Genomic DNA, 13,991 nt, shown 5'->3' with positions numbered 1-13,991 from the left:
GGAGTTTCACGATGGAAATGCTGAAGTTTGGTAAATTCGCTGCGCTGGCTCTGGCCATGGCCGTAGCTGTAGGTTGCTCCTCGAAGGGCGGTGACAACGCAGGCGAAGGCGCTGCTGTAGATCCGAACGCTGGCTACGGTGCCAACACTGGCGCTGTTGACGGTTCCCTGAGCGAAGAAGCCGCCCTGCGCGCAATCACCACCTTCTACTTCGAATACGACAGCTCGGACCTGAAGCCAGAAGCCATGCGCGCTCTGGACGTTCACGCCAAGGACCTGAAGTCCAACGGCAACCGCGTTGTCCTGGAAGGCAACACCGACGAGCGCGGCACCCGCGAGTACAACATGGCTCTGGGTGAGCGTCGTGCCAAGGCCGTTCAGCGTTACCTGGTTCTGCAGGGCGTTTCCCCTGCTCAGCTGGAACTGGTCTCCTACGGTGAAGAGCGTCCTGTTGCCACTGGCAACGACGAGCAATCCTGGGCTCAGAACCGTCGCGTAGAACTGCGTAAGTAAGTTCTTATGCGTATGTGCCGCCGTGTAGTAACCGTCCTCGCACTCAGCCTGCCGCTCGCGGCCTGGGCTGAGGTCCCTGTAGTAGATGACAACGCAGGCAGCTATCCGCCTGTGGGTTATGGCACGAGCGGCGCCTATGCCGGGTCAGGGGCTTCGGCCCCTGCCTCTGCACAAGGCCAGCTGTTCATGCAGCTGCAACAGATGCAGGACCAGCTTTCCCGCCAGCAAGGCATCATCGAAGAGCTGCAGAACGATGTGTCGCGCATGAAGCAGGAAAACCTGGAGCGATACCAGGACCTGGACCGTCGCATCAACAGTGGCGCTGCACCTGCCGCGACCCCTGACAATTCCTCCGGTGGTGGTGCTTCAAATGCCGCCCCCGATGCAGCAGCCGGTGCTGCTGCGCAACAACCGGCCGCCAGTAGCGAGCCCGGCGATCCAGCGAAAGAGAAGCTCTACTACGATGCTGCTTTCGACCTGATCAAACAGAAAGACTTTGACAAGGCCAGCCAGGCGTTCAATGCCTTCCTGCGCAAGTACCCCAACAGCCAGTACGCCGGCAACGCGCAGTACTGGCTGGGTGAAGTGAACCTGGCCAAAGGCGATCTGCCAGGTGCCAGTCAGGCCTTTGCCCAGGTCAGCCAGAAGTATCCCAAGCACAGCAAAGTGCCGGATTCGCTCTACAAACTGGCCGACGTCGAGCGCCGCATGGGCCATACCGACAAGGTCAAGGGCATCCTGCAGCAGGTCATCACCCAGTACCCCGGCACCTCCGCCGCGCAGCTGGCCCAGCGTGACCTGCAGAAGCTCTGAGCCCTGTAGCTGTACCGCTCGAAAGAAACCCGCGCCAGTCGCGGGTTTTTTCGTTAGAATCACTGCCCTTTTTTCGTAAACACGCTGCTGCGGATAACGCCATGTCGAGTCCGCGACAGTGCCTGACGGAGGCGGACAGCCTGTTTAGCTGTCACGCCCGTGGCGAGCATGCAAGACACATTACGCATCACAGAAGTCTTTTACTCTTTGCAGGGTGAAACGCGAACGGCTGGCTTGCCCACCGTATTCGTGCGCCTTACCGGCTGCCCCCTGCGCTGCCAGTACTGCGACAGTGCCTATGCCTTCACTGGCGGCACTATTCGTACCCTGGATTCGATCCTTGAGCAGGTTGCCGGCTTCAAGCCCCGCTACGTCTGTGTCACCGGTGGCGAGCCACTGGCTCAGCCCAACGCCTTGCCGTTACTGCAGCGCCTGTGTGATGCCGGTTACGAGGTGTCGCTGGAAACCAGTGGTGCGCTGGATATCGCGGGCACCGACACCCGCGTCAGCCGCGTTGTCGACCTGAAGACCCCGGGTTCCGAAGAGTCGCACCGTAACCGCTACGAGAACATCGAGCAGCTGACCCGCAACGACCAGGTCAAGTTTGTCATCTGTTCCCGTGAGGACTATGACTGGGCGGTTTCCAAGCTGATCCAGTACAACCTGGCTGAGCGTGCCGGTGAGGTGTTGTTCTCGCCGAGCCACCACCAGGTGAGTGCCAGCGACCTGGCCGACTGGATCGTTGCCGACAACCTGCCTGTACGTTTCCAGCTGCAGTTGCACAAGCTGCTGTGGAACGACGAACCCGGACGTTGATTGAGAGTAAAAAGCACATGACTGAGAAACGCGCGGTAATCCTGCTGTCTGGCGGCCTCGACTCGGCCACCGTCGTAGCCATGGCCAAGGCCGAAGGCTACAGCTGCTACACCATGAGCTTCGACTATGGCCAGCGCCACCGGGCCGAGCTGAATGCGGCTGCCCGTGTCGCCCGGGACCTGGGCGTGGTCGAGCACAAGGTCATCGGCCTGAACCTGGACGGTATCGGTGGTTCGGCGTTGACCGACAGCAGCATCGATGTGCCGGAAGCCCCGAGCGAAGGCATCCCGGTCACCTACGTGCCGGCGCGTAATACCGTGTTCCTGTCGCTGGCCCTGGGCTGGGCAGAAGTGCTGGAGGCGCGTGACATCTTCATTGGCGTCAATGCCGTGGATTACTCCGGTTACCCCGATTGCCGCCCCGAGTTCGTCGAAGCCTTCGAGCGCATGGCCAACCTGGCAACCAAGGCCGGTGTAGAAGGGCAGGGCTTCCGTATTCAGGCGCCGCTGCAGAACCTGAGCAAGGCGCAGATCGTGCAGGCCGGCATGGCCCGTGGCGTGGATTACAGCCTGACCGTTTCCTGCTACCAGGCCGACGATGACGGGCGCGCCTGTGGCAAATGCGACAGCTGCCGCCTGCGCGCCGACGGCTTCAAGGCGGCCGGTGTAGCAGACCCGACGCGGTATTTTTGAAGATTTTTTGATGGAGTGTTGATTTCTCGTTAGAAATCAGTATTATACGCGCCATCAATCGGGTCGTTAGCTCAGTTGGTAGAGCAGTTGGCTTTTAACCAATTGGTCGTAGGTTCGAATCCTACACGACCCACCATACGCAGTACGTAAAGCCCGCTACCAGAAATGGTCGCGGGCTTTTTCGTTTTCGGGATCCTTGGGGGCGCAAAGCGCCCCCAGCTTACTCAGCCCATTCCGGGTCGCCGGTGAACACCACCGTCAGCCAGCGGTCCGGCCCTTCGCCGCCTACCGCATCACCAATCTCGTTGCGCCACGTATCCCATTCATCGATGGTCTTCGCGGCCATTGTCTTTGGCACGATGAAATACAACTCGATCTCCCGTGAGCGCCCGACCTTGGCGACATAGGCGCGGTACGACTGCAGCCCGTGGCGGGCGACGAAGGCCTTGGCCACTTCATCGACGTGCAGCTTGAGGTCGCCGGGGGTAACCAGAAAGATTTCAGATAGCGCCTGACGGACCACCGACAGCGGCAGCGGAATGATCACCAGGCACACCAGCGCCAGTACCGCCGGGTCGATGTACGGCGACACCCACTCCAACGACGTGCCTTGCACCGCGTAACCAAAGCAGAAGGCGATCAACAGCGCGGCAGTGATGCTGGCCGACATCACCCAGCCCTTGACGTCCATGCGCACGAAGTCTGACTTCAGCTTGCGATTGGCGCGGGCTTCGACGACGGCGATGGTGACGCAGGTGATCACGGTCAGTACCGCATAGACCATGGCAATGCCGAACTCCAGGTGGCGGCCGCCTTCCAGCAGGCTGCTGACGGCGTTGATCAGCGCGTAGATGGCCACACCGCTTAGCAGGATGCCATTGAGTGCCAGCACCATCGGTTCCAGGTGCCAGAAGCCCATGGTGAAGCGCTCGCGCAGCTTGCGCGACATTTGCACGCTGGTGGTGTGCGAGGTGATCAGCTTGACCACGACCAGCGACAGGCCGCTCATGCTGGCGTCGACCAGCGAGTACACGCCGTCGAAGACGATGGAGAACGACCCGGAAGCCAGGCCGAAGGCGATACCGATGGTGGCGATGAACAGGGTGACGGCAATCGAGGTGCGTAACAGGCCCTGTTCGCTGGTGATGTCGAAGAAGGTGGATCTGGTTGCGGTTTGCATGACGTGTGCTCAGTAAAAACGATAATGCTGTGGTGTCTGTACGGGCTTCCTCGCGGGCACGCCCGCTCCCACCGGGTCTGCGTTGGCCGGGAAGGCGACCACGCACCTGTGGGAGCGGGCGTGCCCGCGAAAGGGCCCTTGCAGGTTAGACGTGGAATTGCTCCATCAGCGCCTGTTGCTGGTTGGCCAGCCGGTTCAGTGCCTGGCTGATGCGCGCCGATTCGTCAGCCTGGCCAGCCAGTGATTCTGTCACATCCCGGATGCCCGCCACGTTGCGGTTCACTTCCTCGGCCACCGCGCTCTGCTCTTCGGCCGCTGAAGCGATCTGCAGGTTCATGTCGCTGATCACGGTCACCGCCTCGCCGATGCGCTGCAGCGCTGGCAGCGCCTGTTCCATGCGTGCCGCGCTGGCCTGGGCCTGACGCTGGCCTTCGTGCATGGCGCCCACGACATCCTGGGTACCTTGTTGCAGGCCTTCGATGACCTGGCGAATCTCCTCCACCGACACCTGCGTGCGCTGGGCCAGGCCGCGCACCTCATCGGCGACCACGGCAAAACCACGCCCGGCTTCGCCAGCGCGCGCAGCTTCGATGGCAGCATTGAGTGCCAGCAGGTTGGTCTGCTCGGCGATGGTGCGAATCACCTCCAGCACCGAGCCGATCTGGCCGCTGCGGCCTTCCAGTGCTCGCGCCTCGTCCATGGCCGTGTTCATGCCGGCAGCCAGGCGATCGATGCCCTCGCGGGTGCTGTCGATCAGTTGCAGGCCTTCGCGGCTGGCCTGGTCGGCGGCACGTGCGGCCTGGGCTGCTTGCGATGCGTTGTGGGCGACATCCAGGGCAGTGGCGCTCATCTCGTTGGCTGCCGTGGCTACTTGTTCGATTTCACGGTGCTGCTGCTGCATGCCATTGCTGGTCTGGCTGGCGATGGCGGCCGACTGGTCGGCGGTGCCGCGGGCCTCCTGCAGCGAGCCTTTGACCTGGGCAATGACCGGCTGCAGCTTGTCGAGGAAGCGGTTGAACCAGTGGGTGAGCCGGCCCAGTTCGTCCTGGCGGGCGTAGTCCAGGCGGGGGGTGAGGTCGCCTTCACCGCTGGCGATGTCTTGCAGGCGTGCGGCCACGGCCAGGATTGGCCGGGTAACGCCGCGTGCGGTCAGCCACACCAGCAGCAAACCTGCGATGGCGGCGCCAAGGCCGATCAGCAGGCTGGTGAGGTTGGCATTCTGGTTGTGCGCATCCAGGCGCTGGTTGAGGGCCACGGCGGGAGCCTGCAGCACGCTTTCTGGCAGCTCCAGCAACACCTGCCAAGGCGCGGCGTCAGGGATGGGGGCGAAGGGGTGGGCTACGCGCAGCAGGCCGTCGGCCACCTTAGTGTCCATGGGTTTGCCGAGCGCGCTGACATCGCGGCTGTTGCCTGCCAGCAGGCCGGCTGCGCTGGCGATGCTGACATGGCCCTGGCCATCAAACAGCTCGCGGCGGCCGTCCAGGCTCAGTTGCTGCAGGTTGGCCAGACCGATGTCCAGGCCGACCACGCCGACCACCTTGCCATGCTCCAGCAGCGGCAGGGCAATGCTGGTCATCAGCACTTGGCGGCCATTGACCTCGTCGAGGTAGGGTTCCAGCATGCAAGTACTGTCGGTGTCTTGCGGGCAGGTCAGCCAGCGGTTCTTCGCCGCGCCGTTGCTGCCGACGCTGGCATCGCCGAGCATCGCTTCCGGCATGGCCTCAAGCTCCAGGGTGCCGGGGCGCGGCTGCGACCAGTACAACGAGAAACGCCCGCTTTCGTTGCTGCCCACGGCGTCCTGGCCGAGGTACTGGCTGTCCTGCTGGTCCAGCGCGTTGGGCTGGAACACCAGGTACAGGCCGATCACATCCGGGTTGCCGGCCAGGCTGGCACGGGCCTGGCGTGTCAGCTCGGCGCGCAGGTCACTGCCGCCTCGGGCTTTGAGCACCTGCACCATGCGGGCAAAGCCATTGCCGTACTGGTAGGCGTCCATGAAGTAGCGCTGCACCCGCAGGGCCTGGGTTTCGGCATGGGCCTGCAGGCGCTGGCGCGCGCTGCTGTCGAGCATGGCGGTGTTGGCCTGGTTGACCAGCGCAGCGCTACGCCGAGCCTGGGTCAGTGACGTGGCCACCAGCAGGGCGACGATGGCCAGCAGGCACAGGCCGGCGAGCAGGGTTATCTTCCACTGGATGGAGAGGCGACGCAGCGGCATGAGGGCTTTCCTTTTCGATCAAGTACAACGCCCGCGGTCTGGCGCGGGCGTTGTTGGCAGCGTGGTTCATTCGGCGACGTAGTTGGGCGGTGCCGACCGGAAGGCTTTGGTCAGCCAACCCAGGTAGATCAATCCGACCGCCGCCCAGATGCCGCCGAACATCAGCGAATGCGCGTTCAGGTCCAGCCACAGCGAGACGATGATGCAGAAGCCTATGGTCGGCAGCACCAGGTACTTCAGCTGGTTGGCCAGGCCCCGGCGGTTGCCTTCGCGCAGGTAGCAGTGGTTGATCACGGACAGGTTGACGAAGCTGAACGCAACCAGCGCACCGAAGTTGATGATGGAGGTGGCGGTGACCAGGTCGAAGTAGATCGCCGAAAGTGCAACCAGCCCCACCACCGCAATGTTCAGCACCGGCGTCTTGTAGCGCGAGTGCAGGCGAGCAAAGAGGCTGGCCGGGATCACGTTGTCGCGGCCCATCACGTACAGCAGGCGCGACACGCTGGTCTGCGAGGCCAGGCCCGACGCAATGGTGTTGATCACGGTGCAGGCGATGAAAATCGACTGGAACAGCTTGCCGCCAACGTACAGGGCTATTTCAGGCAGGGCCGCTTCCTGGTCGTGGAAGCGCGCCATGGTCGGGAAGTAGGCCTGGATGAAATACGACACGGTAATGAACACCACGCCACCGATCAGCGCGGTGAGGAAGATCGCCCGCGGGATGGTCTTGGCCGGGTCGCGGGTTTCTTCGGACAGGCAGGTGACCGCGTCGAAGCCCAGGAACGAGAAGCACAGGATGGTCGCACCGGCAGCCAGTGCACTCAGGTGCGTCTGGTTGTCGGCGAACGGCAGCAGGCTCCAGGTGGTACCCAGCCCTTCACCCTGGCCCAGGCCGTGCACGCACAGGTAGATGAACACGGCGATGATCGCCACCTGCACGCCCACGAACAGCAGGTTGAAGTGCGCCACCAGGTTTACGCTGCGCATGTTGATCAGGCTGATCAGGCTGACGAAGCCGACCACCCATATCCACTCCGGTACTTCGGGGAACATGGCCGAGAGGTACAACTTGGCCAGCAGCGCGTTGACCATTGGCAGCAGCAGGTAATCCAGCAGCGACGACCAGCCGACCAGGAAGCCCACATGCGGGTTGATCGCGCGTTGGGTGTAGGTGTACGCCGAGCCCGACTGCGGAAAGCGCTTTACCAGGGTGCCGTAGCTCACGGCGGTGAACAGGATGCCCGCCAGCGCCAGGATGTAGGCGCTGGGCACATGGCCGGCGGTGATCCCGCTGACGATGCCGAAGGTGTCGAACACGGTCATCGGGGTCAGGTAGGCCAGGCCGATGATGATCACGTGCCAGAGGCGCAGGGTTTTGCGGAGTTGGCCGTTGCCGGAAGCGCTGTGATCAGGCTGCATGCTGGCATGGCTCCTGGGCGTAAACGGCGGGCACGGTGTATTGCGCATGCGGCAAGGGCGAGCGGGTGGGCTCCATGTTGTTCACCTTTTTTGTAGGAGCGGCGGAAGGCGCGGGGGGAGACGCGCTAAGTGGTGAAAATAAAAAACGATGGGTAGGTTGGTGTCAAGTTAAACATGACAAGATGTTACCAAATTGAAATATTTATCGATTTAAAGGGGGGGTTGTTCGGTTTTTGCGCGGTTTCTTGCGGTTTTGATCAATTCGGATGTTCGTAAAAATTAACGAGTGATGCTCTCTTTGAGGGGTGTCAGTCGCCTCTGAAAAAATGTGTTTTCTCTTTTCCGATCGGCCATCGTGTTCTGTCGCAGTGGTACTCTTCGCCTCCTGCGTGGCCTTTGTCGCCCAAGAAGCCCTTACGGACAATCGGTTCTATTCATGAAGAAATCAGTTGGCATCCTTTCCGGCCTGGCGATTGCCATTGCCGTCGCATCCACCGCTGGTGCCTGGTACACCGGCAAGCAGTTGCCTGCCGAGCTGGACAATGCCCTTGTCCGCAGCAACGCCGAGCTCAAGAAGGCCCTGGTGACCACCGGCGGCAGCATGAGCATCGAGCGGGTGTCGCTGGAGCAGCATTTCTTCAGCAGTACCGCCCAGTACCGGCTCAAGGCCCGCGATATCAACGTGGGTGAAGGGGATGTAGTGAGTTTCGACGTGGGCGTGACGGACCAGATCGAGCACGGGCCGTTTCCCTGGTCGCGGGTCAAGGCGTTGAAGCTGATGCCGGTGATGGCGGTCAGCAACAGCACCTTGCAGAAGGACGATGCCACCGCAGCGTGGTTCGCCGCTGCAGGTGAGCAGGCCCCGGTCAGCGCACAGACCAGCCTGGGTTACGGCGGCAGTGTGGTCAGCCAGGTCCGGCTCGCGCCGGTCAAGCTCGACGAGGCTGACGGCAATAGCCTCGACTTCTCGGGCATGCAGCTGGAAGTCAGTGGCGACAAGGAAGGCAAGGCGTCGAAGTTCCACGGCCAGGCCGACCGTTTCGTGATGAAGCTTGTGCGCGATGACCAGCCGCCTGCCACGTTCGAACTCAAAGGCCTGGAGGTGGGCGGCAACCTTCAGGCCACCGCGCACGACGCCATCTATGTGGGCAATGTCGACCTGGCGCTGGCCGAAACCAAGGTCACCCTGGGGCCGAAGCAGCAAGTGCTGCTGATCAACGGCCTGGAGCAGAATGTCCTGCAAACCCTGGACGGCCCGGATGCCGTGGGCGGTCGCGTGGAGTACAAGGTCGGCGACATCACCTGGGATGGCCGCGCGGTGGGCAAGGCGCACATGCTGGTGAGTGTGAATTCGGTCAACGCACCGGCATTGCAGGCGTTGTCGAAGTGGTACCAGGCGCACCTGCCGGAGTTCGAGGCGGCCGCTGCAGCCGGTCAGCCTGTGCCGCAGATCCAGATGGACGACGCAGAGAAGGCCCGGTTCCAGGGTGACCTGCGGCAGCTGCTGGCCGCCAAGCCCAAGGTGGCGATAGAAAACCTGTCGTTCAAGACCGCCAATGGCGAGAGCCGTTTCAACCTGTCGATGGACTTCGCCGCCCCGGCGAGCTTCGACTTGCCGCCGGACCAGTTGAGCAAGCAACTGATCACCGAGGTGAAGGGCAAGCTGTCCCTGTCCAAGCCGATGATGGGTGACCTGGCGACCTTGCAGGCGCTGCTGGACGGCCAGACCGACGCCCAGGCGATTGCCATGCAGTCGAGCCAGGCGGGGGAGATGGTCGGCATGATGGCGCTGCAGAGTGGCCTGGCCACCGTTGAAGGCAATGATGTGGTGAGCAGCCTGCACTATGCCGATGGCATGGTTGATTTCAACGGCAAGAAGATGACCGTGGAAGAGTTCGCCATGCTAATGGCAGCGCACCTGGCAGCACTGTCGCCGCAGGGTTGATTGATTGAACCTGTACCGGCCTTTTCGCGGGCACGCCCACTCCCACAGGTTACTCATTGCCCCTGAGGGCAGCGTAGTACCTGTGGGAGCGGGCATGCCCGCGAAGAGGCCAGCACAGGCAACACAAAAACCACTTTAGTAATCGCTGGATTGTCTGTAGCCTTCGGCCTCCGATAATAATCCGCGCCCGCAGAGGGCCGTGGCGGCCTGCGTACCGTCCGGCACCCTTAGCCGATCTGCCAGGGCCGGGTGATACACTCGATTTGACGCGCACGCGCGCCTGCAGGTCCAGCGATCATGACCCAGATTTCCGAACGCCTGTTGGTTCAGGCTCACCTCGACGCCAAGCAGCCCAACCCGCTGACAGCCGAGCAGGAGGCCGAATACCGTGCGGCCATCGCTGCCGAGCTCAAGGCTCAGAATGCCGTGCTGGTTGCCCACTATTACTGCGACCCGGTCATCCAGGCCCTGGCTGAGGAAACCGGCGGCTGCGTGTCCGACTCGCTGGAAATGGCCCGCTTCGGCAAGAATCACCCGGCCGAAACGGTGATCGTGGCCGGTGTGCGCTTCATGGGCGAGACCGCGAAAATCCTCACCCCGGAAAAGCGCGTGCTGATGCCAACCCTGGAGGCCACCTGCTCGCTTGACCTGGGCTGCCCGGTAGAAGAGTTCTCAGCCTTCTGCGACCAGCACCCTGAGCGCACCGTGGTGGTGTACGCCAACACTTCCGCTGCCGTGAAGGCCCGTGCCGACTGGGTGGTGACTTCAAGCTGCGCGCTGGAAATCGTCGAAAGCCTGATGGACAACGGCGAAACCATCATCTGGGGCCCGGACCAGCACCTGGGCCGTTATATCCAGAAGCAAACCGGTGCCGACATGCTGCTGTGGGACGGTGCCTGCATCGTCCACGAAGAGTTCAAGTCGCGCCAGCTGGCCGATATGAAGGCGCTGTACCCGGACGCAGCGATCCTGGTGCACCCTGAATCGCCAGAAGCGGTGATCGAGTTGGCCGATGCAGTGGGCTCCACCAGCCAGCTGATCAAGGCGGCGCAGACCCTGCCGAACAAGACCTTCATCGTCGCCACCGACCGCGGCATCTTCTACAAGATGCAGCAGTTGTGCCCGGATAAAGAGTTTGTCGAAGCCCCTACCGCCGGCAACGGCGCGGCATGCCGCAGCTGTGCACATTGCCCGTGGATGGCGATGAACACCCTGGAGCGGGTGCTGGATTGCCTGCGTAATGGCAGTAACGAGATTTTTGTCGACCCGGCGCTGGTGCCCAAGGCGATCAAGCCGCTGAACCGCATGCTGGACTTTACCCAGGCGGCGCGCCTGAAGCTTTCCGGTAACGCCTGAAAATGCTGGGGCCGCTCTGCGGCCCATTCGCAGCACAAGGCTGCTCCACCAGGGGAATGCGATCTCTGTAGGAGCAGCCTTGTGCTGCGAATGGGGCGCAAAGCGCCCCCAGATTCTCAGCGCCCCATCATCTCCCGAACCATACGCTGTTGTTCCAGGATCTCGCGCTGGCGCTGGTCGATCTGCGACGCCAGCGGGAAGTTGCCACCCGCCCGGCGCTTGGCGTAATCCAGCTGCTGGATCGCCTGGTCAAAATCCCCTACCAACGTGAAGAACTCGGCACGTGCCCGGTGCAGGCCGATGGTATTGCCCGACAAACCCCGCACTTCTGCCATGTCGTACCAGACGTCCGGGTCATCCGGCCGGCTCTTGATCAACTCGTTCAATATCTTCTCCGCCTCGGCCGGCTTGCTCTGCTTCACCAGCAGATCGGCACGCACCTGTTTAAGCGGGTAGTTGCCCGGGTACAGCCCCTGCATCCGCTCGGCCCGCTGCTGTGCGTCGGCCAGGCGGTTGTTGGTGATGTCCAGGTCGATCTGCGCCAGGTTGTAGGTGATGTCGTTGGGGGCCTTGGCCAGCAACGGCTTCAGGTTTTCGCGTGCTTCGTTCAGCTGGCCGCCCTTGATTTGCGCCAGGGCCAGTCCATAGCGTGCAGCGTCAAGTTTCGGGTCTTCGTCGAGCTGGGAGCGGAAGCGCTTGGCTGCCAGACCGGGTGTTTCTTCATAGGTCAGGGCCACGCGCGCGCGAATCAGCTGATAGCGCTGGCTGTCCTCGACACCGCCCTTGGGCGCCTGTTCGGCACGGTTGCGGGTGTCGGCGATACGCGATTCGGTCACCGGGTGAGTCAGCAGAAATTCCGGCGGCTTGGCGCCGTAGCGGTACTGCTGCGCCAGGCGTTCGAACATGGTGGGCATGTTGCGCGGGTCGTAACCGGCCTTTTCAAGGTTCTGGATGCCGATGCGGTCGGCTTCCTGTTCGTTCTGCCGCGAGAAGCGCCTCTGTTCCTGGATTGCCGCCGCCTGGGTGCCGGCAATCATGCCGATACCCGCATCGCCAGCGCCACCGGCAGCCAGCACGATACCCGCGAGCAAAGCCGCCATCATCGGCAGTTGCATGCGTTGCTGGGCTTCGACGCCACGGGCGAAGTGGCGTTGCGACAAGTGCGCCAGTTCGTGCGCCAGCACCGAGGCGTACTCGCCTTCGGTGCGGGCATTGAGGAACAGGCCGCCGTTGACCCCGACGATGCCGCCGGGGGCCGCGAAGGCGTTGAGCTCACGGCTGTCGATCAGGATGAATTCCAGGCGCCGGTCCTGCAGCTGGCTGGTTTCGGCCAGGCGGTACACGGTAGTCTCTACGTAGTCCTTGAGCTGAGGGTCGTTCAACTGGTTGACCTGGCCACGCAGCAGGCTCAGCCAGGCACGGCCCAGTTGGTGTTCCTGTTGCGGCGAGACGATCGCAGAGCTGGCGTCACCCAGTGATGGCAGGTCGTCAGCATGGCCGGGAAGGGCCATCAGGCAGGCCAGCGTCAGCAGGGTAGGGCGCAGTAGATTCATGCACGAAGCTCGCGTCGGTCAAAGATACCTACTGTAGCGGGCTCACACGTTGGCGACCAGTGGCGCTATCCTAGCCGACCCTGTGAAGCAGCAACCCGGCAATGCCTTAGGAGAGCCCCGCGATGAGTGACACCCTGACCTGCGACGCCGAACTGGACGCCAGCGGGCTGAATTGCCCTTTGCCGCTGCTCAAGGCCAAGATGGAGCTCAATCGCCTGGCCAGCGGCGCGGTGCTGAAGGTGATCGCCACCGACGCCGGTTCCCAGCGCGACTTCCGCACTTTCGCCAAGCTGGCCGGTCATACCCTGCTGCAGGAAACGGCTGAGGCCGGCACCTATACCTACTGGCTGCGCAAGGCCTGAGTCTTTTCCAAGGATCGTCAATGTTCAAAGTGCTTCGCGACTGGATGCACCGCTACTTCTCCGATGAAGAAGCGGTGGTGCTGGCGGTGCTGCTGTTCCTGGCTTTTACCGCTGTGCTTACCCTGGGCGGCATGCTCGCGCCGGTGCTGGCGGGCATGGTGCTGGCGTTCCTGATGCAGGGGCTGGTCAATGCCCTGGAGCGGCTGCGGGTACCGACCCGGCTGGCAGTGATGCTGGTCTTTGCCCTGTTCATGGGGGCGCTGGCGGTGTTCATGCTGGTGCTGGTGCCGCTGCTGTGGCACCAGCTGATTACCCTGTTCAACGAGCTGCCGGGCATGCTCGGCAAGTGGCAGTCGTTGCTGTTGCTGTTGCCCGAGCGCTACCCGCACCTGGTGTCGGACGAGCAGGTGCTGCACGCCATCGAGTCGGTGCGCGGGGAAATCGGCAAGTTCGGGCAGTGGGCGTTGACCTTTTCGCTGTCGAGCCTGCCGTTGCTGGTCAACGCCATGATCTACCTGGTGCTGGTGCCGATTCTGGTGTTCTTCTTCCTCAAGGACCGCGAACTGATCGGCCGTTGGGTCAGTGGCTACCTGCCCACCCAACGCACCTTGCTGAACCGGGTGGGCAGCGAGATGAACCGGCAGATTGCCAACTACATTCGCGGCAAGGGCATTGAAATCCTGATCTGCGGCATTGCTACCTACATCGCCTTCATCAGCCTGGGGCTCAACTACGCCGCGCTGCTGGCGCTACTGGTGGGGCTGTCGGTGGTGGTGCCGTATGTGGGCGCGGTGGTGGTGACGGTACCGGTGACACTGATTGCGCTGTTCCAGTGGGGCTGGGGCGACCAGTTCATCTACCTGATGACGGTGTACGCGATCATCCAGGCGCTGGACGGCAACGTGCTGGTACCGCTGCTGTTCTCCGAGGCCGTGAGCCTGCACCCGGTGGCGATCATTTGCGCGGTATTGCTGTTTGGCGGGTTGTGGGGGTTCTGGGGGATCTTCTTCGCCATCCCGCTGGCGACGCTGATCAAGGCCGTGCTGGATGCCTGGCCGCGGCAGGAGCCTAGCGTTTCGCCGTTGCTTTGATGCAACTGGGGCCGCTTTGCGGCCCATTCGCAGCACAAGG

At 62.7% G+C, this 13,991-nt stretch carries 12 protein-coding genes and 1 tRNA gene; 9 read left to right on the top strand and 4 right to left on the bottom strand.

The window, feature by feature from the left end:
- Positions 1 to 11: 11 nt before the first annotated feature.
- From pal to MRBLPB4O_RS21570, 5 genes are all read left to right on the top strand, one after another.
- Positions 12 to 512, top strand: coding sequence for a peptidoglycan-associated lipoprotein Pal (gene pal / locus MRBLPB4O_RS21590; RefSeq protein ID WP_012273762.1), 501 nt, complete (start codon positions 12 to 14; stop codon positions 510 to 512).
- Between the two features lie 6 nt (positions 513 to 518).
- Entirely contained in the window at positions 519 to 1,325 is an 807-nt protein-coding gene (gene ybgF / locus MRBLPB4O_RS21585) for a tol-pal system protein YbgF (RefSeq protein WP_016498328.1), read from the top strand.
- Between the two features lie 168 nt (positions 1,326 to 1,493).
- The gene (gene queE / locus MRBLPB4O_RS21580; RefSeq protein ID WP_041167623.1) at positions 1,494 to 2,141 is read left to right on the top strand and encodes a 7-carboxy-7-deazaguanine synthase QueE; all 648 of its coding nucleotides are present in this window, start codon (positions 1,494 to 1,496) and stop codon (positions 2,139 to 2,141) included.
- 17 nt (positions 2,142 to 2,158) lie between these two features.
- Positions 2,159 to 2,833: a 7-cyano-7-deazaguanine synthase QueC gene (gene queC / locus MRBLPB4O_RS21575; protein ID WP_049276760.1), complete on the top strand. Its 675-nt coding sequence runs from the start codon at positions 2,159 to 2,161 to the stop codon at positions 2,831 to 2,833.
- A 60-nt stretch (positions 2,834 to 2,893) separates the two neighbouring features.
- Positions 2,894 to 2,969: transfer RNA gene (locus MRBLPB4O_RS21570), tRNA-Lys, on the top strand.
- An 84-nt stretch (positions 2,970 to 3,053) separates the two neighbouring features.
- Here the strand turns inward: MRBLPB4O_RS21570 and MRBLPB4O_RS21565 are convergent.
- The 3 genes from MRBLPB4O_RS21565 to MRBLPB4O_RS21555 form a co-directional block, all read right to left on the bottom strand.
- Entirely contained in the window at positions 3,054 to 4,013 is a 960-nt protein-coding gene (locus tag MRBLPB4O_RS21565; protein ID WP_019472560.1) for a cation transporter, read from the bottom strand.
- Between the two features lie 145 nt (positions 4,014 to 4,158).
- Positions 4,159 to 6,225, bottom strand: a complete 2,067-nt coding sequence (locus MRBLPB4O_RS21560) for a methyl-accepting chemotaxis protein (RefSeq protein WP_341796553.1) — start codon at positions 6,223 to 6,225, stop codon at positions 4,159 to 4,161.
- 66 nt (positions 6,226 to 6,291) lie between these two features.
- Positions 6,292 to 7,644 (bottom strand): APC family permease, encoded by a 1,353-nt coding sequence (locus tag MRBLPB4O_RS21555; RefSeq protein ID WP_341796552.1) that lies wholly within the window; start codon positions 7,642 to 7,644, stop codon positions 6,292 to 6,294.
- Positions 7,645 to 8,080: 436 nt separating this feature from the next.
- On the opposite strand from MRBLPB4O_RS21555, the gene MRBLPB4O_RS21550 reads away from it, so the two are divergent.
- Together MRBLPB4O_RS21550 and nadA are read left to right on the top strand one after the other, a co-directional pair.
- Positions 8,081 to 9,589 (top strand): YdgA family protein, encoded by a 1,509-nt coding sequence (locus MRBLPB4O_RS21550; protein WP_341796551.1) that lies wholly within the window; start codon positions 8,081 to 8,083, stop codon positions 9,587 to 9,589.
- Positions 9,590 to 9,886: 297 nt separating this feature from the next.
- Entirely contained in the window at positions 9,887 to 10,945 is a 1,059-nt protein-coding gene (gene nadA / locus MRBLPB4O_RS21545) for a quinolinate synthase NadA (protein WP_019472564.1), read from the top strand.
- A 116-nt stretch (positions 10,946 to 11,061) separates the two neighbouring features.
- Here the strand turns inward: nadA and MRBLPB4O_RS21540 are convergent, their stop codons facing one another.
- Positions 11,062 to 12,498 carry a M48 family metalloprotease gene (locus MRBLPB4O_RS21540; RefSeq protein WP_049278115.1) on the bottom strand — a complete coding sequence of 479 codons (1,437 nt, stop codon included), beginning with the start codon at positions 12,496 to 12,498 and terminating at the stop codon, positions 11,062 to 11,064.
- Positions 12,499 to 12,620: 122 nt separating this feature from the next.
- Between MRBLPB4O_RS21540 and MRBLPB4O_RS21535 the strand changes: the two genes are divergently transcribed.
- Both MRBLPB4O_RS21535 and MRBLPB4O_RS21530 read left to right on the top strand, forming a co-directional pair.
- Positions 12,621 to 12,860: a sulfurtransferase TusA family protein gene (locus tag MRBLPB4O_RS21535; RefSeq protein ID WP_016498337.1), complete on the top strand. Its 240-nt coding sequence runs from the start codon at positions 12,621 to 12,623 to the stop codon at positions 12,858 to 12,860.
- Positions 12,861 to 12,880: 20 nt separating this feature from the next.
- Entirely contained in the window at positions 12,881 to 13,951 is a 1,071-nt protein-coding gene (locus MRBLPB4O_RS21530; RefSeq protein ID WP_341796550.1) for an AI-2E family transporter, read from the top strand.
- The last annotated feature ends 40 nt before the right edge of the window (positions 13,952 to 13,991 follow it).

The organism is Pseudomonas sp. LPB4.O (assembly GCF_038383825.1).
GTDB classification, from domain to species: domain Bacteria; phylum Pseudomonadota; class Gammaproteobacteria; order Pseudomonadales; family Pseudomonadaceae; genus Aquipseudomonas; species Aquipseudomonas putida.
Note: the sequence above shows the minus strand (reverse complement) of the source record. Positions and strands in the feature narration are given on the sequence as shown.

What these genes read in the sequence shown, in the direction of transcription:
- nadA (WP_019472564.1), top strand. Translation starts at nt 9,887, where the DNA reads ATGACCCAGATTTCCGAACGCCTGTTGGTTCAGGCTCACCTCGACGCC.
- MRBLPB4O_RS21565 (WP_019472560.1), bottom strand. Translation starts at nt 4,013, where the DNA reads ATGCAAACCGCAACCAGATCCACCTTCTTCGACATCACCAGCGAACAG.
- queE (WP_041167623.1), top strand. Translation starts at nt 1,494, where the DNA reads ATGCAAGACACATTACGCATCACAGAAGTCTTTTACTCTTTGCAGGGT.
- MRBLPB4O_RS21560 (WP_341796553.1), bottom strand. Translation starts at nt 6,225, where the DNA reads ATGCCGCTGCGTCGCCTCTCCATCCAGTGGAAGATAACCCTGCTCGCC.
- MRBLPB4O_RS21530 (WP_341796550.1), top strand. Translation starts at nt 12,881, where the DNA reads ATGTTCAAAGTGCTTCGCGACTGGATGCACCGCTACTTCTCCGATGAA.
- queC (WP_049276760.1), top strand. Translation starts at nt 2,159, where the DNA reads ATGACTGAGAAACGCGCGGTAATCCTGCTGTCTGGCGGCCTCGACTCG.
- ybgF (WP_016498328.1), top strand. Translation starts at nt 519, where the DNA reads ATGCGTATGTGCCGCCGTGTAGTAACCGTCCTCGCACTCAGCCTGCCG.
- MRBLPB4O_RS21550 (WP_341796551.1), top strand. Translation starts at nt 8,081, where the DNA reads ATGAAGAAATCAGTTGGCATCCTTTCCGGCCTGGCGATTGCCATTGCC.
- pal (WP_012273762.1), top strand. Translation starts at nt 12, where the DNA reads ATGGAAATGCTGAAGTTTGGTAAATTCGCTGCGCTGGCTCTGGCCATG.
- MRBLPB4O_RS21555 (WP_341796552.1), bottom strand. Translation starts at nt 7,644, where the DNA reads ATGCAGCCTGATCACAGCGCTTCCGGCAACGGCCAACTCCGCAAAACC.
- MRBLPB4O_RS21540 (WP_049278115.1), bottom strand. Translation starts at nt 12,498, where the DNA reads ATGAATCTACTGCGCCCTACCCTGCTGACGCTGGCCTGCCTGATGGCC.
- MRBLPB4O_RS21535 (WP_016498337.1), top strand. Translation starts at nt 12,621, where the DNA reads ATGAGTGACACCCTGACCTGCGACGCCGAACTGGACGCCAGCGGGCTG.